Here is a 24,341-nt window from a genome sequence, read left to right on the forward strand (position 1 = left end):
TCCCCCCTACATGATGCTTTCTTTGGTGATTTTTTTGAACAAGCCGTTAGCTGTAAACAGAAGGATGATACTGACAACGGAGTTGAATATGCCTATGGCGGTACCATATGAGAATCGTCCCATATTTAAACCATAATTGAGCGCATATAGATCAAGGACTTCAGCGTAGTCGGTGACCAGACTGTTACCCAGCAACAGCTGTTTCTCCATTCCGATACTCACCAGATGCCCGATGGACATGATTAACAATACGGAAATCGTAGTCCGAATTCCTGGCAATGTAATATGCCACATCTGTCTCCAGCGGTTGGCTCCGTCTACACGTGAAGCTTCATAAAGTTCCTGGTCAATACCGGTAATGGCTGCCAGATAGATAATCGCATTCCATCCGGTTTCCTTCCACACATCTGAAGCGGTTACAATGTACCAGAACAGGTTCCCCTTCGCCATAAATTGGATTGGTTGATCGATAATGTTTAGGTTTACCAAAATGTCATTGATAATCCCTCCATCGGTGGAGAGCATCTTGGTAATGATCCCTGCCACAACGACCCAGGATACAAAGTGAGGCAGATATGATACCGTTTGCACCGCACGTTTGAAAAACATGCCTCTCATCTCATTCAAGAGAATCGCAAAGAAAATCGGCACAACAAAACCGACAACCAGCCCCATCAAGCTCATTGCAAGCGTATTTCGAAGTACCAGGTAGAAGCGATCATCACTGAACAACTCTACAAAATGTTTAAAACCAACCCACTCTTGATCACCGAACGATCTGGCAGGTTTATAGTTTTGGAAAGCCATCGTCCATCCCCATAGTGGCAGATAGTTAAATACAAAAACCCAAACTACGAATGGCAATGACATGAGATAAAGATACTTTTGCTGTTTCATGCTCTCCCAAATTCTGTTCCGCCGATTTTGTGTTGGCGGATTGGGGTCACTGCTCTTTTTCTCGGAAGCGGATTTTTCTGTTAGCGTTTCCATCTCCGTTCCCCCTCCTCTGTTTTATAAAATAATCATACCTGATAGAGCGTTTTCAAAATACCATCTGGATTTTAGAGAAAATCATATAAAAATTAGATATGTCCTTATTTAATCCGACATTATATCTATAAAATTAGTGATAATGACGCCGCTTATTATTAATAAATGATATTTAAAGGCAATTCAATTTGAAAATGGTAATGATCGAAAACGTTTTATAGAAATCGTTTACTTTATGTAAAACAGAAATAAAAAAGGACCGCTAAGGTCCTTTCAATAAAATGAAACTCGAAAACGTTTTATGACAAATCAGGAGAAATGCATCGACAGAAGTAACCTTCTGAAAGCTAAAGCTTGGATTACTATCGTTCCGTTTCTCCTGAGGCATCCTTGGACTGTGATCTGGCAAGCTCTCTAGCATGTTTGTACGCGGAAGGTGATTCCCCTACATACTTTTTGAATTTACCGTGGAAATAATCGACGTTGGCATACCCTACTCTGGCAGCAACTTGATGCACTTTTAATCCTTCATCTAGCAGCTCCTTCGCCTTTTCCATTCGAACCTTATCGAGAAATGCATTGAAGTATTCCCCGGTATGATTTTTGAACAGTTTGCCGAGATAACTGCTATTGTAGTTAAATACCTCTGCAAGTACCTCCAGCTTGAGATTCTCACCCGGATTCCGGCGAATAAACTCAATCATCTGTTTCAGTACCGTATCCTTACTGCCTCCACCCATGCGCTGAATAAGCCGGTTCAGGTGTTCGGCGGCCATCCCTTTGAGATCCAGTAACGTTAATTGATGGTATACCTCCGTAATGAGAACGGAATGCTCCTGCATGATGGATTGCATCTGTTGATTGGTTGCCGCGAGTTTGTTGATAGCCAATGAAAATACTTGGGAGAATGCCGTCTTAATCGCCTGTTCTGACTGGTGATGCGAAATCAGGAGTTCTTCCATCTCAGTCAACACACGCATCACGGATTCACTGCTCCGAATGTCAAGCGCATAATACAGCTTGTCCGCCAGTTCTGCTTCATCCGGCTCACCACTTTCATCCCCAATCGAAACAACTGGTCCAGAAACAATTTCACCCTTCTTTTCATCCCATAGCATAACGCGTTGTTCAGCGAACAGGAACCGCCCACCTAATACACCGTTGGCCTGATGATAGGAATGTGCAATTTCTGCTGTGGAGCTCACAGGCTGACCTGCTGCTGCGTACATGTGAATATCCCATTCCCCCAGCAGCCCTTCCAACTCATCATATAAACTTTGGGCAGATTGTACATTCAAAATAGGCTCTTTGCATAACAGCCCCAGTCCGGAATGGAACGAAAATACAATCCCCCGATCTTTCTGGTCAAAAGCTTCCGCCAGTCTGCGTTTTACCATACTGCCACGCTGTAAATCAGGTTCGGCATGCAGCTCCAGCAGCACAATCTGATACTGCGTCCAATTCAATCCTAGAGCATTTGCTTCCATTGTTTCCGTACTTTCCAGACTATCGAAAAGCAATGCTTCAATCTGGTGCTCCCGGTAGGCTGTATCTTCACCAGCATGGCGGGCAAGCGTCTCGCGCTCCCGTGTCAGCACCATAGAGATCCTCTCCAGCTCACTGATCATCTCTTCTTCATCCACCGGTTTGAGCAGATACCCATCCACGCCGAAGCTTATGGCTTTTTTGGCATAATCAAAATCGGCGTACCCACTCAGAATTAGAAAATGTGATCCCGGATGATGCTGCCGCACTTCTTCAATGACATCCAGCCCGGTCATGCCAGGCATTCGAATATCAATGATCGTCAGGTCTGGTTCCAGTTCTTCGAAGCGGGTAATGGCCTCACGCCCGCTCGCAGCTGTACCAGTCACCTGAAAGCCGTACTTTTCCCAATCAATGATCGTGGTCAGTCCTTCACGTATGCTCGGTTCATCATCTACCAATAACACTTTATACATGCTGGTCTCCTCCTGCTGGCAAGGTGAAAGAAACCTCTGTTCCTTCCCCATACACACTCTTAATCTGCAATCCATATGGCTCACCGTAAGTCAAGGTTAAACGTTGATGTACGTTACGCATGCCAATCCGGCTCTTCTCCTGTTCTTCGGGTCCGCAGATGAACTGCACCACTTCAGCCAGACGCTCCGGCGTAATGCCTGCTCCATCGTCATTGACATGCACCTGGACAATATCCTCCACCAAACGAATATTTATACACACACGGACCGTGCCCTCTTTATTTTCCAAACCATGCACAATCGCATTCTCTACCAGAGGCTGAATGATCAAAGGAGGGATGTACATCTTCTCCACCTCCGGATCGATATGAATCTGGAAAGCAAGTCGGTCGCCGTAACGGAATTTCTGAATTTCCAGATAGGAACGTACCATCTCCAGTTCGGCTCTAAAAGTCGTTCTGCCGCTGCCAATCTCAAGACTCTTGCGCATCAACTTGCCCAGAAGCCTGACGATATTGGCAATCTCCGCCTCACCTTTGATATGGGCTTTCATACGAATCGACTCCAGAGCATTAAACAAAAAATGAGGATTGATCTGGCTGGCCATCATTTTCAGTTTAATCTCTTTCTGCGCAATTTCCAATTGATTGTTCTGTTCCGTTGCCTCCACCACCTGAGTCATCAGTTCATTAATGCTCTTCACCATATAATTGAACTGTCTCGACAGTTGTCCAATCTCATCATTCCCGTCAATGCGGGAAGTCACGTTCAGATCGCCCAGGGCGAGCTTGTTCAGATGTTTGCTCAGACGTAACAATCGGTTCGACGTGAGGAATGAAATGATGTATACAAGCAGCAATGCAATGACCAGCACAAGCGTAATAAAGAGCATACCGATCATACTAATCATATTGGCGTCTTTGACAATATTCTTGGTGGCAAAAACCGAAATGATCTTCAGGCTGTTCATGCTCGATCCAGGACGCAGCTCATCAATAACAATGTTGGACGGCTCTCCCTGAAAATCCGCTTCTATTGTGCCTTTGGCCTGATTTTGCAGATCTACGCCAAAATCAAGTTCATCCAGCGTCTTACCCACCAGATCGGTATTCTTGGCCGCAACCACATAACCCTGTTCATCCGTAATCAACGTCTCGAACGGTTCCTGACGTAATAATCCATTCAGCTCATCCTGATTGATTACAATCATCAGCACACCCTCGGTCCGATATTCGGCAAAAGGTACTTTGCGCACCAGACTGAGCTTGTGAACAGGGTTATCTCCCTTGTCAGGAATGTAGAACCAACCGATGCTCGTCGTTTTCAGCGCCTTCTGGTACCAGTAGCTCTCCTCGGTCTGCTTGTCCACCGGAATGAACTCCAGATTGTTGATCAGCGTCGGATTGGTGGAGTAAAAACGGATGCCCGCAACTTCACGGTAGAGACGCCTGTACTCCTGAAAATCTGTATATTCGAGGTATGCCGAGGTTAGCTCCACAACGCTCTTGTATTGTTTGTTCACAATTTCTTTCAAATCATTATTGAACATCAGAATGTTGGAAATATCCGTAGGCACACGCAGCAATGTGGTAGTCTGACTCTTGACCTTGTCCACGTTGTTAATCGTTTGTCCAATTGCGTTGTCCAGCGCCTGCTTGCGAAAATATCCGGTTACAGCAAGTCCTATTATCAGTACCGGAATCATAACGACAAGTACATAGGATATGAGCAATTTATGCTTCATTTTAAGATTGTTGGATGTTCGTATAAGCCTTCTAAACATATCTGCACCTTCCGTCGCTTATAAGCGCTTACATATACAGGTCAGGACATATTGCTCCTATCCTTCCAATTCATCATACCACATAACAGCAAAAGCCCTGCAAGAGGGCTCGGAAAAAAGGCTGTTTGATAAAAAAAAATATGAAGCTTGTATAGCTATTGCCAATATTAGAAAGGAAACAGTTTGCTTAGCTACTGCCGTGCTGAGCGGAATCCATGGGCTTTGGCGCGCAATGCAACAAACAAAGCAACAAGCGATAGAAGCAGGATGGCCCAGGTAAAGGACGAGGCCCCCCATTGATTCAGAAGGACGCCTCCCGCCAATCCGCCAATGGCAATGGCGAGATTCCACACGGTTGTATTGATCGGCATAACGATATCCACTCCCTGCTCTCCGGCAGCTTGGGCAAGTGAGGTCTGCAACAGTGTAGCCGCACCACCAAAGGTCAGCCCCCACAACGCAACAGAAGTAAAGATTACAGCAGCGTGCTCACTCCAAAGTCCCAAAACCAGAGAGAGCAGGGCAAAGCCCGCAAGACTGATGAGAACCAGCATACGTAACCACCGATCAATAAGAATACCTGTAATCCAGATGCCCACCAATGCCATCAGGCCAAACACAAGTAACATGAGTCCAACCTTTGATTCCAGACCGACATCGGCGAGGAAAGGGGCAATATAGGTGTACAAAATATTATGAGCCAGCATCCAGGCCAGAACGACAACCAGAATGGGAACTACACCAGGGGTCAGCAGCACTTTTATTGAAGAGATTCGTTGTTCAGCAGATTGTCCCGGATAATCAGGTACTTTCCAGAGTACCCAGAAAATCAGTACAAACGCCAGCAATGACATGAGCCAGAATACTGATCTCCAGCCCATAACTGAACCCAGCAGCGTACCTGCTGGAACACCGAATGATAAAGCAATCGGTGTTCCAATCATCGCGACAGCCATTCCCCTTCCTTTGAGATGATCTGGTACCATCCTTAGTGCATAACTGCCGATCAGTCCCCAGGAAACACCCGCTGCAACACCAGCAAAAAATCGTGCAGCAAGTGTCAGTACATAGTTTGACGAGAGGGCTGTAATGGTGTTAAAGACCAGAAAACCGATAATCGCTAGAAGTAAAAGCGGGCGGCGTCGCCAGCCCCTTGTCAGCACAGCCACAGGTATGGCGGCAATCAGTGATCCCACTGCATAAAATGTGACAAGCTGCCCTGCCCCTGCCTCAGACACCTGCAGCCCTTCCTTGATTTGCGGCAGCAAACCTGCTGGAAGAGTTTCAGTCATAATGGCTATAAAACCAGCCATAGCCAAGGCCAGCAGCCCCAACCATGGGAAACGGGGAGAAAATTTATCGGACATCTGTACTGCTCCTTTTTATATAATATAGGACATATCATCGAATTGTGGATCGATCATTCCTTATATTATCCACCCATTCCTGCCTTGTCAATGACTTTTGGATCGATTAGTATATAATTAAGAAAAACAAGGGGGAATCTCTTATGGCAAGAACCGGACGTCCTCGCATTTTCAATCGGGATGAAGCTCTTTTGCAGGCAATGATGCTCTTTTGGGAACAAGGTTTCGAGGCCACCTCTTTGCTTCAGCTTCGAGCGGCCATGGGGGATATTTCAGCAGCCAGCTTCTATGCAGCCTTTGAATCCAAAGAAGCTCTGTATAAAGAAGCGGTAGAACGATATATGGGTACGTTTGGACGCGTTACAGAAAGCTTCTCGGATATTACGCTGTCTCCAAGAGAAGCGATTGAAACAACTTTAAGAAGTACCGCCAAAATGCAAACAGACAACGCACATCCATCCGGCTGTTTAATTGTGCTGTCAGCCAGCACTTGCTCTTCCAAAAACAATCATATTCGTGACATTGCCGCCGAGAAAAGAAAGCTGACTCGCAGCCGTTTGCAGGCGTGCATCCAACGTGCTGTGGACATCGGCGAACTGCCTGCCTCCACTGATGTTTCGATGCTGACCACCGTTTTTGATACTTTTATGCAGGGTATTTCCACACAAGCCCGGGATGGCATTCCTTTTGCAATGCTTGATCAGGCCATCACCGAAATCATGGGCATCTGGGACCTTTCTCAACATCCGGCCTGACCTGTTACTAATTGTTTCTTACTGAACGTTGAAGTGTTAAAAAAGCCAAAAAAGGCACTCCCATGATTGGAAGTGCCTTTTCAGTATGAAAATTTACTCGCGTCCTTGTATGCTGTTATGGACGCGGAGTTTCTACCCCATTCAGAATCAGTTTGGGATGAATATCTGCGCTAAGTGAAGCAGAAACTGCACAATACTTCTCTTCAGCCATTTGGATCGCTTTCCAAATCCGGTAATCCGGGATATCGCCGTCCACCTTGAAGATCAGGTCAATAGCAGTAAAACCTTTCGGCATACCTTCACTGCGTGTACCTTGTGCTTCAATCTCAATGCCAGTAATTTTGTCCAGGAAAGCGTCCAGAATCATCGTGATATCGATCCCCATACAACCTCCGAGACCGGCCAGTAACAGCTCCATCGGGGTAGCACCTTTGCTGTCACCACCATAGGCAGCTGTGGCATCCATGCCGACCGCGTAGCCAGAGGGTCCTTCAGAAGTAAACGCGCGTTTGCCTTTCCATACCGTTGTTACATTCATGATGTTTATCCTTCTTTCTTAGAATTCAGTAATTTGCTGCAAAAATCTGCGTGTCCGCTCCTGGGTCGGGTGTTCAAAAAAGGCCTGTGGACTTGCTTCTTCCACAATGGATCCATCCGCCATAAAGACGATTTTGTTCGCCACATTCCGGGCAAACTTCAATTCATGCGTGACCACCAGCATCGTCATGCCTTCCTGAGCCAGCTCCTTCATAACGGAAAGCACTTCTCCCACCAATTCGGGATCAAGGGCTGAGGTAGGCTCGTCAAACAGCATCACTTCAGGCTCCATGGCAAGCGCGCGGGCGATCGCTACGCGCTGCTGCTGTCCACCAGACAAACGGGATGGATATGCATCCTGCTTGTCTGACAGACCGACCCGCTCCAGCAGAATCCGGCCGCGTTCGGCTGCTTCGTCCCGCTTGATTTTTTTCACTGTAATGAGACCTTCCATCACATTGCCCAATACCGTCTTGTGCGGATACAGATTAAACTGCTGGAATACCATTCCGGTCTGACGACGGATTTCTAACACCCGTGCCCGCTGGATTCGCTGCGAGTCGGCACTGTCCACTACAACTCCATTGACTTCAATCTTCCCGCCAGAGAGCTCTTCCAGACCGTTCAGACAGCGCAGCAAGGTACTTTTTCCTGAACCACTCGGTCCGAGCAATACAACAATATCTTTCGCATCAACATGCAAATCTATATTTGTGAGAACTTCATTTTTTCCAAAACGTTTGGTTAGTCCTGTTGTTGTAATCACCGGTTCTCCCCTCCTATCAGTAAGCCCGGGCCAGCCGGCGCTCCACTTGTTCCAGAATGGCTGAGAAGCCGATACTCATGATCCAGTAGATCACACCGATTGCCAGATAAAACGGCATATTCACGTAATATTGCGCGACCAGGAGCTGTGCCGAGCGAAGCAGCTCTGTAACCCCGAGAGCCGCCACAAGTGATGTTTCTTTCAGCATCCCAATAAACGTGTTCCCCATCGGCGGGATCGCAATACGCACCGCTTGAGGGAATATAATTCTTCTCATGGTCTGAGCCGGTGTCATACCTGTAGCATATGCCGCCTCTGTCTGCCCCTTCGGCACAGCCTGAATCGCTCCACGGAACGTCTCGGACAAAAATGCACCTGCATTGAGACTAAGCCCGAGACAGGCTGCCGTGAGCGAACCCAAAGTTACACCATAATCAACCAACCCATAATAAATAACAAATAATTGCACCAGCAGCGGGGTTCCCCGCATGATGGATACATAGAATCTGGCGATCAGCCTTAGCCACATCGGACCCTTCAGCCGTGCGATGGCGACGAGCACCCCGATGATAAAGGCAAAAAACATGGAGATCACCGTGACATACAGCGTATAATAGGCCCCCTTCAGAAAGAAGGGGATATTCTCAAATACCAGTTCCATGGATCATTTCTTCCCTTCGCCTTGCAAGTTCATTATTGCGCAGGCTCTTCACCAAACCATTTTTTGAAAATGGTATTGTACGTACCGTCATCCTTCATGCCTTTGAGGGCATCATTCAATGCGGCAACAAGTTCCGGATTGTCTTTGCGTACGGCAATACCTGCCTGGTCACTCTTAATTGGTTCTCCTACTGCTTTGATGTTGAAGCCATTAGCATCTACAATTGGTTTCAGCGCGTACATGTTGTTGATTGTGGCATCAATCCGCCCAGCATTCAGGTCTTTGAGTGAAGAGATGACATCGTCATACGTCTTAATGGTGAAGTCTCCTACTTTCGGCAGCACTTCATTACGCAGGTACGTCTCATCATTCGTTCCAAGACCTACACCAATCGTTTTTCCTTTGAAATCTTCGAGCTTGGTAATATCGTTATTATCACTTTTCACAATAATTTTGACTTGGTTTGTGATGTAGCCTTCACTAAAGTCAAGCGCCTGCTTCCGCTCATCGGTAATCGTCATCTGGCTGATCACGGCATCGATTTTCTTGGATTGCAGACTTGGAATCAGGCCGGAGAACTCCTGGGATACAAATTCAACCTTCACCCCAAGACGCTTAGCAACCTCACGAGCAATATCCGCATCAAAGCCATCCATTTCTTTCTTATCGTTCAGGAAGTTATATGGTGCGTATGTGCCCATCATGCCCACTTTGATGACGCCAGCAGACTTGATCTGCTCCAGTTCATTGTTCGCCTGAGCTCCATTGCTGCTTCCATTGTCCGTAGCTTTACTGCCACAAGCGCTGAGCACCAGCACGGTCATTAGCAGCAGGGCTGTTAAAGTCCAGCCTTTGCGGGATTTCATTCCATATGTTTTATTCATCTCATTAACTTCCTCTCATCCATGTAGTCATGTCTTGTTGAAACTCCTGTACTGCAGTTGTACCCATTATTCCCTGCTGCTGGCTTAATCATGTGAATAATTAATCCAGTTGTTGAAAATAAAGCTCCAGGGCCAGCACACCTTTATGTGCCTAGCAGTCCGTAAAACTCAAAGCTTGCCGCCTCCGCTGCGAGCGTTGTTGCGGTCATCGATGAGAACTCGCTGTGCAATTTCTCCGAACCAAACAACCAGCGCGTAATCATGCCTTCAATCATGCTAACCAGCAGCGCAGCGCGGAGCGGCACATCCATTGACTTTGGCAGCATGCCCAGTTCAATGGCCCGCTCCATGTTGTGGCGAAATGCTTGTTCTACCGCCCCCCGTGTCTCTTCGACCAGATGGCGTACCGAATCCTCCGACACGATGCCTTTAAGCAACAACTCCATAAAATAGCGATTGTCAGCTGCAAAGGTGAACAAGTCGGTAAACAATCGTTCCGAAGCTCTTACCATATCTTCAACCGACCCGGCATCCTTGCGGTAGCCTTGCCCGATCGCTTCAAGCAGCTTCTCTCTGCCGGTTAACACCATCTCCGAGGCAATGGCTTCCTTACTTTTGAAGTGCCAGTAAAAAGTGCCTTGCGCGACTCCAGCTTCCCGGACGATATCGGAAATTTTTGTCTGATGGTAGCCTTGAGTCGCAAAACGCTCCATTGCTATGCGTATAATTTGGTCCCTTCGTTCTTCTCCGGGTTCCAAATGATTGTTTTTAGACATCCTTCTACCCTCCCGATTGATCAGTCAGTCAGTTAATGTATATCCTATTGGATAACTAGGTTTTTGTCAATATGGTTTTAAACAATTCATTACAAGCATAAGTTGAAGTTGGGCGCATTTGTGATCATAATAGAGGATAGCCTTGTTCCAATGAGCAAGGCATTGTCACGCAGGACAGCCTGTATGCTGTCATCTGCATTTCAAGGAGGAAGAGAATTGGACTTTATATCATCGATTATTATGGGCATCATCGAAGGTTTGACTGAGTTTTTGCCCGTGTCCTCGACAGGACACATGATTCTGACCGCCCACTTGCTGGGATTATCGGAGGACAACGAGTCAGTCAAAACGTTTGAGGTGGTTGTGCAGCTCGGAGCAGTACTTGCTGTGGTTGTGCTGTACTGGAACAAATTCATTGACATGTTCCGTTTCACTGGTGGCAAAAGGAGCTACACCTCCCGTCTGAACCTCATGCATATCTTTTTGGCGATGGTTCCAGCCGTTGTCATTGGACTTGTATTCCGGGACTGGATTAAGGAACATCTATTTGGAGCACAAACGGTGCTGTACAGTCTTGTTATTGGTGGTATTCTGATGATTGTCGCTGAACGATGGAGCCACCGCAGCGAGCGCATTACAACCCATGATGTAGACGATATTACGTATAAACAGGCATTTGTAGTGGGGCTTTTTCAGATTTTCGCATTGTGGCCAGGCTTCTCCCGTTCCGGTTCAACGATCTCGGGTGGATTGTTCGCAGGGGTAAGCCGAGTTGCTGCAGCTGAATTTACGTTTCTTGTATCCGTGCCGATTATGATTGGAGCCACAGGGTATGATCTATACAAAAGCATTGATCACCTGAATACGAGCGATTTTCCGATCTTTGCAATTGGTTTCATTGCCGCATTTATTGTAGCTATGCTTGCCATTAAGACGTTCCTGTCCATTTTGAAAAAACTGAGTCTGACCGTCTTTGCAGTGTATCGCTTTGTGCTGGCAGCTGTATTCTTTATCATTTTAATGATGTAACCACATCTTTAAGACATGTAAACCAAAGCCAATAGTAATCTCAAGTTCCTTTTGGAACTGGATTGCCATCGGCTTTGTTTTTTTCTTGTGCCTTGGAATAAGCAATACGAATTATGTACGAAAGACTTGGATTTTTCACTCTATAAAAGTAAACCTAACTCAGAACCACTCTTTAACTTGAATGTTTTTATACTGATTTCTATAACTCTGGTGATATTTTATCTTTTCGATCAGATTGCATCTTCTCTGTTTTTGCTCCTCCAGCCGTTTTTTCACTCCTCTCATTAACAATCGGTATCTTTGGTCATCATTGTGGCTGAGTTGATGCATTTCTTCAAAAATCGCTTTACTCATAATGTTCTCTTCACTCCAATATTCAGTTTCTATTGCTCATTATACTGAGATGGACTGAACAAATTCTAAACAAGCTCTCTATGAGTTTTTTTTCGAATTAACAGCAAAAGAACACCTTCACATCTATGTGATAGAAGGTGTTCAGATAGATCAAGCCTATGGAAATAACAAAGTTTATACTTTGGACTCCAAAGTCTGCAGGTACTCCGAGATTTGAGCAGGCGTTTTAGCCCATTTGCTGTGCAGATGTGCAATTTTCTTGCCGTTCTGGAATACGAGCAGGCTTGGAATACCGCGTACACCGTTCTCTTCTGCAAACGGCAGGAACTCCTCTGCATCCAGGGCATAGAAGGTTTTATCCGCATGCTGGTCGATAACATCCCCGATAAAGCGATCCAGGTTTTTGCAATCCGGACACCAGGTTGTATCAAATTTAATGACGGTCAGTCCGTCAGAATTGATTGTATCGCGATATTGTTGTTCACTTTGAATTCTTTCCATATGTCTTCTCTCCCTTATTTGATTCTTTATGGTTGACCTTCATTGTACCTCTTATAGTTACAATTGAAAATAGGCTGCCATTGTTTAACGGTGCTGCTTGTACAGATTGGCGGGGCTAAGCTCCCGTATTACGTTAATCTCCGCAGCCGTAAGTGGTACGGATTCCGAAGCTGCGATATTATGCAACAACTGCTCTCTCGAACTGGCGCCTGGCACGACTGCGGCAACAGCTGGATGCGCCAGCGCATAACGAATGGCCGTTTGAGCCATGCTGCGATTTTCTGTAATGAAACGGCTCAGTCCATCACGTATGATGTGCAACTCCTCAGATGTATAATCCAGATACCCCTTATCTGCCTTGGCAGTACCAGAATCGGCGAGAACCCCGCTTGCCACAGGTCCACGAGCGATCACACTAATCCCTTTTTGCTCCAATAAAGGCAGCACTTCTTCTTCGGCCCGACGATCTGCAACGCTGTATTGATTCATCACGCTGACAATGGAAGCCCTTTGCACATATTCACGAATCACGTTAGGCCGGATGGAGGATATGCCGTAATATCGGATAAGACCTTCCTGCTTCAATTCCTCAAAAGCTTCGATCGTCTCTTCGATTGGATCGTCCATTGTGCCGCCATGCAGCTGATACAGATCAATATAATCCGTCTGCAGCCGTTTCAGGCTGTCTCGCACAGCCTGTTTGATATAGGCTTTGGACGGGTCCCATGACCAGCCTTCTTTTCCCGGTATACGACGATTGCCAACCTTTGTTGCCACAATGACCTGATCCCGGCGTCCCTGGATGGCCTGGCCGACGATTTCCTCGTTTAATCCTGCATCGTACAGGTCAGCGGTATCCAGAAGGTTAACACCATGATCCAATGCTTCATGGATCAGGGCTACGGCTGGTTTCACTTCGGTTCCAAGTGACATACAGCCTAGTCCAATTTCACCAACCATGAGTTCGGATGAACCCAGACGATTTTTCTTCATATGATGCACATCCCCTTTCATACGTTCTGCAAGTTTCCATTGTATCATTCTTGCTGGCAAAAATCGCATCTGACCCATGGCCGCACACAAAAACCCGGAACCATACCAGCTCCGGGGCTCATGCTAATTGACTCTCGTATAACAAGATTTATTTTAAATCACACGTGAACCTTTTTTGCTTCCATAAGACGGTTTTGAAGATGAACTTGTATTTTTCATCAGTCCTGACACCGTGCTGAACAGTTTATCCCTTGCTTGTTTGTTTCTCATCAAATAAGTCACACCTGCTCCAATGGCTGTTACGATAATTCCACTTTTTTTAGACATGTGTCGTTCCTCCTTCAGGATTAATCTACATCGTGTCTTGCTTGAGATTACCCCGTAGGAGAAAAACGAAACGTCATAATCGTTAGCTTCCGATCAATCGGATGGTGGTGCGACATGAGTCATTTCTTCATGTTTGTATGTCGAGCCATCCGCTGTCAGGTAAAAATGACCGATCGGATGCAGATCTTCGTCCAATTCATAGACGAGCGGAATGCCTGTCGGGATATTAAGCGCCATTACGTCTGCTTCGGACATTTGGTCCAGATGCATGACAAGTGAACGGAGCGTATTGCCGTGCGCGGAGATCAGTACCCTTTTGCCCGCTGACACAACCGGTTTGATCTCTGCATTCCAATACTCCAGCACCCGCTTCGATGTATCCATCAAATTCTCGGTACGCGGGATGGTGCAGCCCAGCCGCTCATACTTGTCCTGATCCTGAACATAACGCTCATCTGTTTCGTCCAGGGCCGGGGGAGATACGCTAACGGAGCGCCTCCACTCCTTCACCTGCTCCTCACCGTACTTCAACGCAGTCTGCTGTTTGTTCAGTCCTTGCAATGCACCATAATGACGTTCGTTCAGCTTCCACGTCTTCGTGATCGGAATCCACATCCGGTCCATCTCATCAAGTGCAATATCCAGTGTTCGAATGGAGCGTTTGAGCACCGAAGCATAAGCGTAGTCAAAATCAAAACCCTGTTCCTTCAGAATCTTTCCCGCTTTACGCGCTTCTCCGTATCCATCGGTCGTCAGATCCACATCCGTCCAACCGGTAAAACGGTTCTCCACATTCCACATACTCTGTCCATGGCGAATTAATACGACTCTGTACATACGCGTGAATCCTCCTTCCATGAAACCATTACCCGCAAGCCGAGCCGGATATGCTCATGATATATGAATTTATTAATAATAAGGCGCCATCATCAGGTATACAACTACACCCGTTGAACTCACATAGAGCCAGATCGGCATCGTCCAGCGAGCAATTTTACGGTGTTTCTTCAATTGATTCGTCCAGCCCCATACCAGAGTGAACAGAGCAAGCGGCACAATAATGGCTGCCAGTATGCTGTGGGAGATCAGAATAAAGAAGTAAATGGAACGAATGATGCCTTCTCCGCCGTATTTCGACGTTTCCGGAGACAGATAGTGGAACGAAAGATACGTAACAAGAAATAAAAGGGTCGTTGAGAAAGCAGCAAGGATAAACCGTTTATGCAATTTCACATTCCGCTTGATAATGGCAATCAAGGCTGCCAGCAGAAAGATAAAGGTGAAGCTGTTGAAAACGGCGTTAAATCGCGGCAAGATTGTAATGTCAAAGTCCACATCGCCTTTGTATCCGATCGACGGTGCAAAGAACAACAATAAAATAATGACGTTGGCGAGAATGGAAATGGTAATAATGAGACCTGCGAAATTTTTATTACTGGTCGGGGCAATCTGATTGGATTGAATGTTCGGGTCCCCTTTGTCTTGTTTGCCCAATGAAAAATCCTCCTCATATCCTAACTTCTATGTTCTATCTCATTATATCTTGCCATTTCTCGACTGTTAAGTGACAACACTCTGAACAAAAAGCCTCGTCAGGTACCCTTAAAATGCCCACATAAGGCCATTCTCATTAAAAGCACACCTTCACTGGTTTACCCCATCCTGTATTTGTGGTATAATTAATGCAATTAATCAAATACGCGTTGAACTGGAGGAGCCTGTCACCAAGGGCCCTCCTTGTCTTTTTTCAAGGCATAAAGCGGCACTATTACAAGCGCCGTTTTATGCCTTTTTCTGTTCCTGAGGCCTGGAATGATTCCCCCTTGGACTGGTAATCCTATAAACGCTACTGCTGGAGAGGAGTACACCTATGGAATTTATTTTGGTTCTTGCACTTATTTTGATTTTCACCAAGTTGGCTGGGGATTTGTCCGTAAGACTCGGCCAGCCTTCGGTTCTGGGCAAATTGATTGTTGGTGTTATTCTCGGCCCCGCTCTGCTTGGTTGGGTACAACAAAGTGATTTCATCCATTACATGGCTGAAATCGGGGTATTACTGCTTATGTTCATTGCCGGACTCGAAACGGATCTGGAGCAATTGAAGAAAAATTGGAAAGCAGCCTTTGCGGTTGCCGTGGGTGGTATCATTTTACCATTCATCGGAGGATATGGAGCTGCCGCTGCTTTCGGCATGTCGCAGACACATGCTTTGTTCTTTGGACTATTGTTCTGTGCCACTTCGGTCAGCATCTCGGTCCAAACGCTCAAAGACATGAATCAACTCAGCTCTCGTGAGGGTACAACAATTCTTGGAGCAGCTGTCGTCGATGATGTACTCGTTGTTGTCATCCTCGCTGTCATGATGAGTTTGCTCGGAACAGGCGCAACGGACACTTCAATCTCGCTGCTTATTGGCAAGAAGCTGCTATTCTTTGTAGTTATTATCGCTGCCAGCTGGTTCCTTGTTCCACGCATCATGAAGTGGATGGCGCCGCTGAAGGTCACGGAAACCGTGATTACAGCCGGATTAATCATCTGTTTTGGCTTTTCGTACTTTGCGGAATGGATGGGTGTTGCAGGCATTATCGGGGCCTTTGCAGCGGGTATCGCCATCTCTCAAACGAACTTCAAACATGAGGTCGAAACCAAACTTGAGCCGATCGCCTACAGCATTTTTGTCCCTGTATTCTTTGTAAGCATCGGTTTGAATGTGACTTTTGACGGGGTGGGTTCACAGATCTGGTTCATTATCGTCATCAGTCTCATTGCCATTGTAACCAAGCTTCTGGGTGGCGGAGCAGGTGCTCGACTGACTGGATTTGATCGGGCATCCTCTCTGGCTATTGGTTCGGGGATGATCTCCCGAGGGGAGGTTGCTCTTATTATCGCTTCAACCGGACTTGCTTCCGGCTTGCTCGATGCTGAGTATTTCACCAGTGTGGTCATCATGGTTATCGTTACAACGCTGGTTACTCCACCTCTGCTCAAAATCACCTTTGCACGCAAAAAAGGGGAGACCCGTGTTGAAAAAGGGATTGAGGAATCACATTTAAGCGGGTAATGACATTAGATAAAATATCAACAGATAAGCGAAAAGTCAGGTTCTCTTGGAATTCTTTAAAGTATTGAAATGACCCTGCTTCTAACGTTATACTTGTCCTTATAAAGAACTCAGGTTGTGAAGCACACGCCGCTTTGATACATTCCCACCCTCTAATTCCAGAAGGTCGGAAATGTTCAAAGCGGCTTTTTGCTTTATCTAATATTTGTTTCGACCTGCATTAGGGGAAATGATTACGATGAACATTGAATTTGAAAAGGCTTATGAGGCGTGGCTGGGGCTACTTCTGGAGAAGGAAACTAACTTAAGAGTGCGTTCAAGAATAGAAAATGGACTCGAACATGCTACTTTGGAATTTCTACGTTCGGTTTGGTTCCCTGTAATCAGGAACTTCAACCATTTGCATCCAGAATGGGAAGTCCAAGACTTCCATAACGGCTATCGGTATCTTGATCTGGCTTTTCTGCCGGGTAACGGTGTAAAGGGAGGTATTGAGATACAAGGATATGGGCCCCACGCTCGTGATCTTGATGTGCGGCGCTTTAAGGATCTCTGTTGGCGGCATTGTTTGCTGACACTTGATGATTGGACATTTTTGCCGATAGCTTATCTTTCCATCAAGGAAGAACCTAAACGTTGCCAACAGCTTGTGCTTTCTTTTATGGGGAAATTCGTTGCCACGGATACACCGTCATCCTTTAATTGGCTCGAAGCGGAGTGCATACGTTATGCCAGACGCCTCTTGCGTCCTTTTACTCCGTCGGAACTAGCAACCCACCTGGGAATAACAGATCATCATGCTCGAAGAATTCTGCACAACTTGGTCATTCAACAGGTACTACACGTCGCAAGTGGCAAACAAAGATATCGAACATATGCGTTACGAACCTGAGACACTCTATTTCAGCAAAATTCATCTGATCCGTCATCTAACGAATCCAAGCCACCTTATTTATGCAAAATTGATTCAATTACGGCTATAAATCAAACTTTTCATGAAATAAGGATGATGGGATTCGTTAGATTTTAAACATTACCCGTATTTCCTAAATAAGCACATTCCAGTTCGTTAAAATTCTTTCAGATCGTTTGATTGTTCGTTGATGTTTAAGTCGATATTCTTTAAGGACCTGCACAAACACACAAACAAAAAAAAGACCACTCCATTAACAAGAGGTCTTTATCCTAGCCTGTTGTAACAGGCTGTCCCATTTTAAGTTAACACACCAACGTAAAAACCGATCGATATAAAGACAACACACCATATAAACGCCCCAATGCTGGAGACAATTACGTATCGCCCAATAGCCATGCGGCTGATTCCGGAGAAGCAACACATCAAATGACGAATGCCTGGAATGAAGTAGCCCAGTATGATAGACCAGTATCCATATTTCAAAAACCAGGACTCCACTCTGCCCAAGCGTTTGGCGTTGACCCCAACCCATTTACCATACTTCTCAACCAGTGGCCGACCAGCCTTCTTGCCAATCGTGTAACTCAGAAGTCCTCCGGTAAACGCTCCGCCAAAACTGACAAGGATGGATACCGAATAATTCAGCACCGAGATGGAGGCGAGATAACCGACAAAGGTCATCATCACCTCATCTGGTATTGGCATGCCAATCACGCCAAGAGCCAGTAGACCGTAAATTGCGAAATAACCATATTGACCAATAAATTCTCTTGCAAACTCCATACTGACTCGCTCCTTATTTCGGTTCCACAATATCCTTCTCATGGGGGGCTAGCACCTGTTTTAGAGACGGGAATCGGATTTGGCTAACCATTAGACCAGATAATACGATAATGACAAGATAGGCTACACCATGAGTGAAATAAGGACTCCAAAGTGCAAAAAAGGACATCAGACCACCTGCAAACGTAATCGGCATACCAACAAAACCATGGCTTGTCGTCTTCTGACAATTGTAACGGGCGAGACGTAATGCACCACAGACAGGGAACAATGCCGTCAGTGCCATACCCAGTACATTTACCTCATTCATGGAGTTCAAATAAAGGATTAGCACAGGTGCGGTCCCAAACGAAACAACATCAGCCAGTGAATCCAGCGCTTTGCCGAATTCCCCCTCACAATGCAGCTTGCGTGCTGCAAATCCGTCAAACAAATCAAAGAACATGGCTACCCAGATCATTGTCACAGCGAGCGCAAACTCGCCATGAATTGCCATAATGACGGCCAGCATGCCTGAAGTTAAGTTGCCCAACGTTAGAATGGACGGTAAAGATTTCATAGACTTGACTCCCTTTCGTACTAAGCATTAGGAAAAATAATATAAAAACGAACTCCATCCGGTGTGTTCTCCACGCCATAACTACATCCATGCAAATCGAGAATCTGCTTCGCGATGGCCAGGCCGAGGCCGGTTCCCCCCATTTTGCGATTACGCGAGCGTTCCACCCGATAGAATCTTTCCCAGATGTACTGGCGCTCTGCTTCCGAAATATGCTCACCCTGATTCTGAATGGAGATTCGAACCTGACCTTCCTGCCTGCTAATCTCAATCATAATATCGGTCTTAGGAACGGCATGACGTATTGCATTCATCATGATATTATAGATGACTTGCTCCAACTTGCTGCGGTCTCCTTCAACAGTCTGCTCTGTGGTAGAGACCAATACGACTTCCAGTTCCTTTTCCTTCAATTGCGGACCAAGACGTCCGGCAATGTCTTCAATCATATCTCCAAGAGCCACCGCATCAGTGTTCAGCTTAATCGCTTGGGATTCCAGCCGTACCAGATCCAGCATCTCTTCGACCATCGTTTCCATTTTGACCGCTTCATCGGCAATGATCTCGATGTAACGCTCACGTTTCCCCTCACTGACCCCGTCTTTCAACCCTTCGGAGTACCCTTTAATGATGCTGATTGGCGTTTTGAGCTCATGAGATGCATCGGCAAAAAACTCCCGCTGACGCTGCTCAATCCGTTGCTTCATTTCCATGTCGGTACGCATCTGACTGTTCGCCTGCCTTAATTCTTCCAGAGTCTGACCCAATGTCGTTGACAGCGCATTGAGACTATTGGACAGACTGCCAATCTCGTCATTGCGGCGGATGGGCGATTTCACTGTGAAATCAAGGGTGGACATCTTTTTGGCAACATGATTCAGAGCAAGCAACGGTTTGGTGACAATTCGGGACAGAAGCAGTGAAAGGAACACGATCAGCACAAATGCAGCAATACCGAAATACGCATAAAATAGTTGTGTAGCTTCACTCGCCTCCCTCATCTCCTGCAGGGACGTCAGCGAAAAAATAAGCTGCTGCTGGGGTCCGGGGCTGTGCACCGGGGCAATGGTAAGCACATTTCGTACTCCACTCCAGTTATCGGTCCATTCCTCATTAATCATTTTTCCATTGGCAAGTCTGAGCTGGTCTTCCGTAGAAAGCGGGAAACGGCTATCCAGCGCCTGCACGAGCAGACCCTGTCTCTGGCTCCAGGTTCCCAGGTTTGGAAGAACAACTTCCTTCAAGGTTCCTGACCATTCTTCTACCGGCTCTGTTAACTCCTGAAAATCTTCCGTTCCGCTGACCACAGAGCTTTGATCCTTTATCCTGAGCGGATAAACCATAGGATCATTCATGCCACTTGCCGAGCCTGTAACGGTCAATTGCTGACCATGTTTCAAGTGTGAAGCAAGCCATCCTGCATTCTCGCTGTTGATAAACAACGACAGAGATATATTCACCTGCTTGCCATCCTCTTGCAGAAGAACAATGTGGAATGGGTCATTGACCAGCTTGCCTGTATTCGTCAGGATGACCAGATGCGATTGATTCTGCCGCATGAACTTCCCGGTTTCCTTGGCCAGCTGCACATCGTTCCAATGTCCAGCGGAATATTGTTGTTCGAACTTCGTCAATTTCTTCTTAATGCTGCTGATTTTCTGATGTTGATAAAAGTCCGGGAACCAGATTAATTGGGCAATCACTGTTGTTCCATATAGAAGAAGCAGAAATCCGGCCATGACCAAAAACAGTTTCATCGTTACACCGTTACGTCTCATGCCTCGGCCTCAAATCGATAACCGGTACCGATAACGGTCCGGATGCATTTGGCTTCATCCCCAAGCTTGCTGCGAAGCTTTTTGATATGGGTATCCACCACACGCGAATCTCCCTCAAAATCATATCCCCATACCCGATTCAGAATCGCATCGCGGGACAGTACAATTCCCTGATTGCGAGTTAGATACAGCAGCAGATCATATTCTTTGGGAGCAAGCTCCACTTCGACTCCATCCTTCTCAAGCCGTCGCGCCCAGGGATCAAGTGCTGCTCCTCCAAATCGAATCACGGTCTGATCCTTGCTAACAGCACCCTCTACCCGCTTCATTAATGTTTCTGCTCGTGCCACCAGTACACGAGGACTGAATGGCTTCGTCACATAATCATCCACGCCGAGCTGGAAACCATGAATCTTGTCATCATCTTCGGATCGGGCAGTCAGCATTATAATAGGTACGGTCGATTGGGAACGAATATGCCCACATAGCGTCCATCCATCCATTTCCGGCATCAACACATCCAAAATGACCAGATCCACTTCATGCAGAGCCAATAGTTCCAGCGCCTCTACACCATGTTCTGCTTCTATGACATTCCATTGTTCTTTTATGAAATAATCGGCCACAATCTCACGAATGCGACTTTCGTCTTCAACCAAAAGCACTGTTCTGACCATGGCCGACTCTCCTTTTAGCATTCTGTTGTTAACATAACGATTCCATGTGTCGTCTGTGTGTCCATCCATGTTCTGGAATGAACTCCATCTTATATACGATTAATATATACCAAAAGTTACTAAATTCCATACGTTTTCGCACAAAAAAGAAGCCGTCCACGAGCAATCAGCTGCTCATTGACGGCTACTTCCGGTTAAAACCATGTTTTTCTCCGCAATTACACACTGCAATTATGCACCGCTTAGCGTTGATTCTCCAAACGGTGTGCCATATGCAACGTTGGGCCAACAAAGCGGTTCAGCGGGAATCCACCAGCAATCGCTTTGGTCACGAAGGCTTTACCTTCACGAACAGCCTCTTTCACGGTAAGACCGCGCGCCAAACCTGCGGTAATTGCCGCAGATGTAGTGCAGCCTGCACCGTGTGTATATCCGGAGCCAACAACATCAGCTTCAAACCATTCGTAGTTCGTTCCGTCATAGAGAAGATCCATTGCTTTGCCCGGGTTAATAACGCCTCTGTCCTTGATCAGGACATGCTTCGCCCCATGATCATGAATGACAGCTGCTGCAGCCTCCATCTGCTCCTTGGAGCGGATCAGTCCGCTTTTCGCGAGCTGCGATGCTTCAAACAGATTTGGGGTAACCAGATCAGCACCCGGCAACAGGAATTCAATCATTGCTTCTGTATTTTCAGGCTGCAGTACTTCGTCCGTACCTTTGCAGACCATGACCGGATCAATAACGATCTGTGGCAATCCACTGCGACGGATGTGCTTCGCAACCAATTCAATGATGTCTACAGAACCCAGCATGCCCGTCTTCATTGCATCAAAACCGATACCATCGAGTACGGTGCGCAGCTGAGCCTCTACAACATTTAATTCTACAGGAAAGACCTGGTGATCCCACGTGTCAGGCTCCATCGCCACAACGGTAGTCAGCACAGTCATGCCATACACACCAAGCTCCTGAAAAGTTTTCAAATCTGCTTGAATCCCAGCACCGCCACTCGTATCTGAACCTGCGATTGTTAATGTTTTTGGAATCGTCATGGTAGTTGCATTCTCCTTCATCCTTCAGTTGACATTATCCTATCCCTTGTACGAGCGGATGTCAATGGCATCTGAAGCCATACGGAGTATGGTTTGCAGGAGAACTCAGTTCACATCTTTGGTCTCCAGATTGATCATGGACATCGAAGCAATCCACAGTCCGATGGCACCGAGAGTTAATGGAATCACAATAAGTGTATTGATGGAAAACGTAGGCCCGTTGAATCCTGAACATACTACAGAAACAAGCAGAATGGATGATACCAGTGTAGTCGTGACCGAATGTTTGCGCATCCCAAAGAATAGAGGGATCAGGGCCATGCCCGCAGCGGACAAGGAACTAATGGTGTACTTCATCAACAGTACCAATGCTTCACGAATCGTCAATGTGTCGGGAATGAAGTCATAGAAGTGGTTTGCCACAACTAACAATGCCCCCATCAGCACATCGGTAAACAAAATCATTATGAACGTAAAAACAAAGATGATGATTAGTTTGGCTGCAATGATTTTATGGCGCTTGATCGGATAGGTGAACATGACGTTCATCGTTTTATTTCGATACTCACTGATAATCAGTTTCCCTATCAGCGCACCACCAAAAATAATGAATACGGCTCTGGCAAACGTATCTATTAACATGAAGGACACCGAATAATTCAAGAAAGCGTAGTCCTCTGCTCCGAAGTCCACCACCCCGATCATGATCAGAAACAGCAGGATGGCAATATTGGCGATAGCCGCGCCTCCTATATAACCGTCAAACCGATGTTTGCGCAACTCCAGTTGGATCAGTTTAAGCAACGTCTCCATCCCCTTTCATTAAGGTCATGAAGTGTTCTTCCAATGAATGTGCCCGTTTGAAAATGGATTCGATCTCAACACCATGCTGGATTAGTTTGCCTGTCAATTGCGATGGAGCGATGCCCGAATCATAGATGCGTACCGTGTGGTCATCGACCATTTTATAATTTTTCAACCCCAGCTGATGTTCAATCACATAGGCCGCTTTACGTGGATCCAGTACTTGCAGCTCAATGTACTCGCTGTTGCTTCCACGGATACTATCCATCGATACTTCCTCAACCAAACGTCCATCCCGAATTACTCCAACGGTGTCCGCAACCTGTTCAATTTCCCCGAGAATGTGGCTGGAGATTAACAAGGTAATTCGATACTCGGAACTGAGACGTTTGAACAAATCGCGCATCTCCTTGATGCCTACGGGATCGAGCCCATTAATCGGTTCATCCAGAATGAGCAGTTCAGGCGTTGTGATCAGCGCGCGAGCGATGCCCAAGCGCTGTTTCATTCCCAGAGAAAAATTACGAACCGGCTTCTTGCCCGTGTCCTTCAAACCCACATTTTCCATCATGTTGTCAATGATCTTTTTGTTATAGAATCCCATGTATTCACAATGGAGCTCCAGATTTTCCCTGGCGGACAGTTTATCGTAGAAAAAAGGATACTCAATGATGCTGCCCATTCGTTTCAGCAATTCATAAGAGGTAGGGGTGAGCTTTTCACCGAATAATTCAATCTCTCCTACAGTTGGTTTCACCAAATTGGTCAACATTTTCATCATGGTCGTTTTCCCCGCCCCATTCGGACCAAGAAATCCGTAAATCTCCCCTTGCTTGATACTCATATTGACGTTCGATACAACCTCTGTCCCTGCATATGTCTTGGTCACATCTATCGTCCGCGCAATATATGTCATGTTCTTGTTCTCCTTTACGTTCGTCCCTGACGAGTTCTTATATCTGTATTGTAAAGAGAAAAGTCTTCTTTTTTATTAATCAAATCTTACAAAAACCTTAAGCTTATC

At 46.3% G+C, this 24,341-nt stretch carries 26 protein-coding genes; 4 read left to right on the forward strand and 22 right to left on the reverse strand.

Annotation, left to right across the window (positions count from 1 at the left end; translation table 11 throughout):
- Positions 1 to 6: 6 nt before the first annotated feature.
- From MHB49_RS29620 to MHB49_RS29635, 4 genes are all read right to left on the reverse strand, one after another.
- Entirely contained in the window at positions 7 to 990 is a 984-nt protein-coding gene (locus MHB49_RS29620) for an ABC transporter permease (RefSeq protein WP_405153981.1), read from the reverse strand.
- Between the two features lie 362 nt (positions 991 to 1,352).
- Positions 1,353 to 2,951 carry a response regulator gene (locus MHB49_RS29625; protein WP_405153982.1) on the reverse strand — a complete coding sequence of 533 codons (1,599 nt, stop codon included), beginning with the start codon at positions 2,949 to 2,951 and terminating at the stop codon, positions 1,353 to 1,355.
- Positions 2,944 to 4,734 (reverse strand): sensor histidine kinase, encoded by a 1,791-nt coding sequence (locus MHB49_RS29630; RefSeq protein ID WP_405153983.1) that lies wholly within the window; start codon positions 4,732 to 4,734, stop codon positions 2,944 to 2,946. The genes MHB49_RS29625 and MHB49_RS29630 overlap by 8 nt, the downstream gene beginning before the upstream one ends.
- A gap of 191 nt (positions 4,735 to 4,925) precedes the next feature.
- Positions 4,926 to 6,101: an MFS transporter gene (locus MHB49_RS29635; protein WP_405153984.1), complete on the reverse strand. Its 1,176-nt coding sequence runs from the start codon at positions 6,099 to 6,101 to the stop codon at positions 4,926 to 4,928.
- 143 nt (positions 6,102 to 6,244) lie between these two features.
- Here MHB49_RS29635 and MHB49_RS29640 point away from each other — a divergent pair, with 143 nt between their 5' ends.
- Complete coding sequence (locus MHB49_RS29640) at positions 6,245 to 6,856, forward strand: TetR/AcrR family transcriptional regulator (protein WP_405153985.1); 612 nt, start codon at positions 6,245 to 6,247, stop codon at positions 6,854 to 6,856.
- A gap of 115 nt (positions 6,857 to 6,971) precedes the next feature.
- Here MHB49_RS29640 and MHB49_RS29645 read toward each other — a convergent pair whose 3' ends face one another.
- From MHB49_RS29645 to MHB49_RS29665, 5 genes are all read right to left on the reverse strand, one after another.
- Positions 6,972 to 7,394 (reverse strand): OsmC family protein, encoded by a 423-nt coding sequence (locus tag MHB49_RS29645; RefSeq protein WP_247899438.1) that lies wholly within the window; start codon positions 7,392 to 7,394, stop codon positions 6,972 to 6,974.
- Positions 7,395 to 7,412: 18 nt separating this feature from the next.
- Positions 7,413 to 8,159, reverse strand: a complete 747-nt coding sequence (locus MHB49_RS29650; protein ID WP_405153986.1) for an amino acid ABC transporter ATP-binding protein — start codon at positions 8,157 to 8,159, stop codon at positions 7,413 to 7,415.
- Positions 8,160 to 8,175: 16 nt separating this feature from the next.
- Complete coding sequence (locus tag MHB49_RS29655) at positions 8,176 to 8,820, reverse strand: amino acid ABC transporter permease (protein ID WP_247899440.1); 645 nt, start codon at positions 8,818 to 8,820, stop codon at positions 8,176 to 8,178.
- A gap of 32 nt (positions 8,821 to 8,852) precedes the next feature.
- Complete coding sequence (locus MHB49_RS29660; protein WP_247903310.1) at positions 8,853 to 9,686, reverse strand: ABC transporter substrate-binding protein; 834 nt, start codon at positions 9,684 to 9,686, stop codon at positions 8,853 to 8,855.
- A gap of 161 nt (positions 9,687 to 9,847) precedes the next feature.
- Positions 9,848 to 10,480, reverse strand: a complete 633-nt coding sequence (locus tag MHB49_RS29665; RefSeq protein ID WP_405153987.1) for a TetR/AcrR family transcriptional regulator — start codon at positions 10,478 to 10,480, stop codon at positions 9,848 to 9,850.
- Positions 10,481 to 10,720: 240 nt separating this feature from the next.
- On the opposite strand from MHB49_RS29665, the gene MHB49_RS29670 reads away from it, so the two are divergent.
- On the forward strand, positions 10,721 to 11,509 hold the full coding sequence (locus tag MHB49_RS29670; protein ID WP_405157270.1) for an undecaprenyl-diphosphate phosphatase: 789 nt from the start codon (positions 10,721 to 10,723) through the stop codon (positions 11,507 to 11,509).
- A 159-nt stretch (positions 11,510 to 11,668) separates the two neighbouring features.
- Here the strand turns inward: MHB49_RS29670 and MHB49_RS29675 are convergent, their stop codons facing one another.
- From MHB49_RS29675 to MHB49_RS29700, 6 genes are all read right to left on the reverse strand, one after another.
- Entirely contained in the window at positions 11,669 to 11,863 is a 195-nt protein-coding gene (locus MHB49_RS29675) for a hypothetical protein (RefSeq protein ID WP_405153988.1), read from the reverse strand.
- A gap of 174 nt (positions 11,864 to 12,037) precedes the next feature.
- A complete protein-coding gene (locus MHB49_RS29680; RefSeq protein ID WP_024631432.1) occupies positions 12,038 to 12,364 on the reverse strand; it encodes a thioredoxin family protein in 327 nt (108 codons plus the stop codon).
- A gap of 84 nt (positions 12,365 to 12,448) precedes the next feature.
- Positions 12,449 to 13,357, reverse strand: coding sequence for an aldo/keto reductase (locus MHB49_RS29685; RefSeq protein ID WP_405153989.1), 909 nt, complete (start codon positions 13,355 to 13,357; stop codon positions 12,449 to 12,451).
- A 153-nt stretch (positions 13,358 to 13,510) separates the two neighbouring features.
- Entirely contained in the window at positions 13,511 to 13,684 is a 174-nt protein-coding gene (locus tag MHB49_RS29690; protein WP_247899445.1) for a hypothetical protein, read from the reverse strand.
- 93 nt (positions 13,685 to 13,777) lie between these two features.
- Positions 13,778 to 14,521: a 2,3-diphosphoglycerate-dependent phosphoglycerate mutase gene (gene gpmA / locus MHB49_RS29695; RefSeq protein WP_179262951.1), complete on the reverse strand. Its 744-nt coding sequence runs from the start codon at positions 14,519 to 14,521 to the stop codon at positions 13,778 to 13,780.
- 72 nt (positions 14,522 to 14,593) lie between these two features.
- Positions 14,594 to 15,178, reverse strand: coding sequence for a DUF420 domain-containing protein (locus tag MHB49_RS29700; RefSeq protein WP_405153990.1), 585 nt, complete (start codon positions 15,176 to 15,178; stop codon positions 14,594 to 14,596).
- Between the two features lie 376 nt (positions 15,179 to 15,554).
- Here MHB49_RS29700 and MHB49_RS29705 point away from each other — a divergent pair, with 376 nt between their 5' ends.
- Positions 15,555 to 16,745 carry a cation:proton antiporter gene (locus MHB49_RS29705; RefSeq protein WP_405153991.1) on the forward strand — a complete coding sequence of 397 codons (1,191 nt, stop codon included), beginning with the start codon at positions 15,555 to 15,557 and terminating at the stop codon, positions 16,743 to 16,745.
- 238 nt (positions 16,746 to 16,983) lie between these two features.
- Positions 16,984 to 17,637, forward strand: a complete 654-nt coding sequence (locus tag MHB49_RS29710; protein WP_405153992.1) for a transcriptional regulator — start codon at positions 16,984 to 16,986, stop codon at positions 17,635 to 17,637.
- 321 nt (positions 17,638 to 17,958) lie between these two features.
- Here MHB49_RS29710 and MHB49_RS29715 read toward each other — a convergent pair whose 3' ends face one another.
- The 7 genes from MHB49_RS29715 to MHB49_RS29745 all read right to left on the reverse strand — a co-directional run bounded on the left by MHB49_RS29715 (position 17,959) and on the right by MHB49_RS29745 (position 24,233).
- Positions 17,959 to 18,444 carry a DedA family protein gene (locus tag MHB49_RS29715; RefSeq protein WP_247899449.1) on the reverse strand — a complete coding sequence of 162 codons (486 nt, stop codon included), beginning with the start codon at positions 18,442 to 18,444 and terminating at the stop codon, positions 17,959 to 17,961.
- Positions 18,445 to 18,457: 13 nt separating this feature from the next.
- Positions 18,458 to 19,003, reverse strand: coding sequence for a CDP-diacylglycerol--serine O-phosphatidyltransferase (pssA, locus tag MHB49_RS29720; RefSeq protein WP_247899450.1), 546 nt, complete (start codon positions 19,001 to 19,003; stop codon positions 18,458 to 18,460).
- Between the two features lie 20 nt (positions 19,004 to 19,023).
- The gene (locus tag MHB49_RS29725; protein ID WP_405153993.1) at positions 19,024 to 20,781 is read right to left on the reverse strand and encodes a sensor histidine kinase; all 1,758 of its coding nucleotides are present in this window, start codon (positions 20,779 to 20,781) and stop codon (positions 19,024 to 19,026) included.
- On the reverse strand, positions 20,778 to 21,458 hold the full coding sequence (locus MHB49_RS29730) for a response regulator transcription factor (RefSeq protein WP_405153994.1): 681 nt from the start codon (positions 21,456 to 21,458) through the stop codon (positions 20,778 to 20,780). Before MHB49_RS29730 ends, MHB49_RS29725 begins: the two co-directional genes overlap by 4 nt.
- 242 nt (positions 21,459 to 21,700) lie before the next feature.
- Positions 21,701 to 22,513, reverse strand: coding sequence for a bifunctional hydroxymethylpyrimidine kinase/phosphomethylpyrimidine kinase (thiD, locus tag MHB49_RS29735; RefSeq protein ID WP_405153995.1), 813 nt, complete (start codon positions 22,511 to 22,513; stop codon positions 21,701 to 21,703).
- A 105-nt stretch (positions 22,514 to 22,618) separates the two neighbouring features.
- The gene (locus tag MHB49_RS29740; RefSeq protein ID WP_405153996.1) at positions 22,619 to 23,326 is read right to left on the reverse strand and encodes an ABC transporter permease; all 708 of its coding nucleotides are present in this window, start codon (positions 23,324 to 23,326) and stop codon (positions 22,619 to 22,621) included.
- Positions 23,310 to 24,233, reverse strand: a complete 924-nt coding sequence (locus tag MHB49_RS29745; RefSeq protein WP_405153997.1) for an ABC transporter ATP-binding protein — start codon at positions 24,231 to 24,233, stop codon at positions 23,310 to 23,312. The genes MHB49_RS29740 and MHB49_RS29745 overlap by 17 nt, the downstream gene beginning before the upstream one ends.
- Positions 24,234 to 24,341: the final 108 nt, after the last annotated feature.

It is taken from the genome of Paenibacillus sp. FSL K6-0108 (assembly GCF_045040695.1).
In the GTDB taxonomy this organism is placed as follows: Bacteria; Bacillota; Bacilli; order Paenibacillales; family Paenibacillaceae; genus Paenibacillus; species Paenibacillus pabuli_B.

Bases quoted from the DNA above. Each gene is read 5' to 3' on its own strand.
- MHB49_RS29675 (WP_405153988.1), bottom strand. From the start codon at position 11,863: ATGAGTAAAGCGATTTTTGAAGAAATGCATCAACTCAGCCACAATGAT.
- MHB49_RS29625 (WP_405153982.1), bottom strand. From the start codon at position 2,951: ATGTATAAAGTGTTATTGGTAGATGATGAACCGAGCATACGTGAAGGA.
- MHB49_RS29725 (WP_405153993.1), bottom strand. From the start codon at position 20,781: ATGAGACGTAACGGTGTAACGATGAAACTGTTTTTGGTCATGGCCGGA.
- MHB49_RS29645 (WP_247899438.1), bottom strand. From the start codon at position 7,394: ATGAATGTAACAACGGTATGGAAAGGCAAACGCGCGTTTACTTCTGAA.
- MHB49_RS29635 (WP_405153984.1), bottom strand. From the start codon at position 6,101: ATGTCCGATAAATTTTCTCCCCGTTTCCCATGGTTGGGGCTGCTGGCC.
- MHB49_RS29685 (WP_405153989.1), bottom strand. From the start codon at position 13,357: ATGAAGAAAAATCGTCTGGGTTCATCCGAACTCATGGTTGGTGAAATT.
- MHB49_RS29670 (WP_405157270.1), top strand. From the start codon at position 10,721: ATGGGCATCATCGAAGGTTTGACTGAGTTTTTGCCCGTGTCCTCGACA.
- MHB49_RS29745 (WP_405153997.1), bottom strand. From the start codon at position 24,233: ATGACATATATTGCGCGGACGATAGATGTGACCAAGACATATGCAGGG.
- MHB49_RS29620 (WP_405153981.1), bottom strand. From the start codon at position 990: ATGGAAACGCTAACAGAAAAATCCGCTTCCGAGAAAAAGAGCAGTGAC.
- MHB49_RS29715 (WP_247899449.1), bottom strand. From the start codon at position 18,444: ATGGAGTTTGCAAGAGAATTTATTGGTCAATATGGTTATTTCGCAATT.
- MHB49_RS29665 (WP_405153987.1), bottom strand. From the start codon at position 10,480: ATGTCTAAAAACAATCATTTGGAACCCGGAGAAGAACGAAGGGACCAA.
- MHB49_RS29740 (WP_405153996.1), bottom strand. From the start codon at position 23,326: ATGGAGACGTTGCTTAAACTGATCCAACTGGAGTTGCGCAAACATCGG.
- MHB49_RS29710 (WP_405153992.1), top strand. From the start codon at position 16,984: ATGAACATTGAATTTGAAAAGGCTTATGAGGCGTGGCTGGGGCTACTT.
- MHB49_RS29730 (WP_405153994.1), bottom strand. From the start codon at position 21,458: ATGGTCAGAACAGTGCTTTTGGTTGAAGACGAAAGTCGCATTCGTGAG.
- MHB49_RS29640 (WP_405153985.1), top strand. From the start codon at position 6,245: ATGGCAAGAACCGGACGTCCTCGCATTTTCAATCGGGATGAAGCTCTT.
- MHB49_RS29660 (WP_247903310.1), bottom strand. From the start codon at position 9,686: ATGAAATCCCGCAAAGGCTGGACTTTAACAGCCCTGCTGCTAATGACC.
- MHB49_RS29680 (WP_024631432.1), bottom strand. From the start codon at position 12,364: ATGGAAAGAATTCAAAGTGAACAACAATATCGCGATACAATCAATTCT.
- gpmA (WP_179262951.1), bottom strand. From the start codon at position 14,521: ATGTACAGAGTCGTATTAATTCGCCATGGACAGAGTATGTGGAATGTG.
- MHB49_RS29655 (WP_247899440.1), bottom strand. From the start codon at position 8,820: ATGGAACTGGTATTTGAGAATATCCCCTTCTTTCTGAAGGGGGCCTAT.
- MHB49_RS29690 (WP_247899445.1), bottom strand. From the start codon at position 13,684: ATGTCTAAAAAAAGTGGAATTATCGTAACAGCCATTGGAGCAGGTGTG.
- pssA (WP_247899450.1), bottom strand. From the start codon at position 19,003: ATGAAATCTTTACCGTCCATTCTAACGTTGGGCAACTTAACTTCAGGC.
- MHB49_RS29630 (WP_405153983.1), bottom strand. From the start codon at position 4,734: ATGTTTAGAAGGCTTATACGAACATCCAACAATCTTAAAATGAAGCAT.
- thiD (WP_405153995.1), bottom strand. From the start codon at position 22,513: ATGACGATTCCAAAAACATTAACAATCGCAGGTTCAGATACGAGTGGC.
- MHB49_RS29705 (WP_405153991.1), top strand. From the start codon at position 15,555: ATGGAATTTATTTTGGTTCTTGCACTTATTTTGATTTTCACCAAGTTG.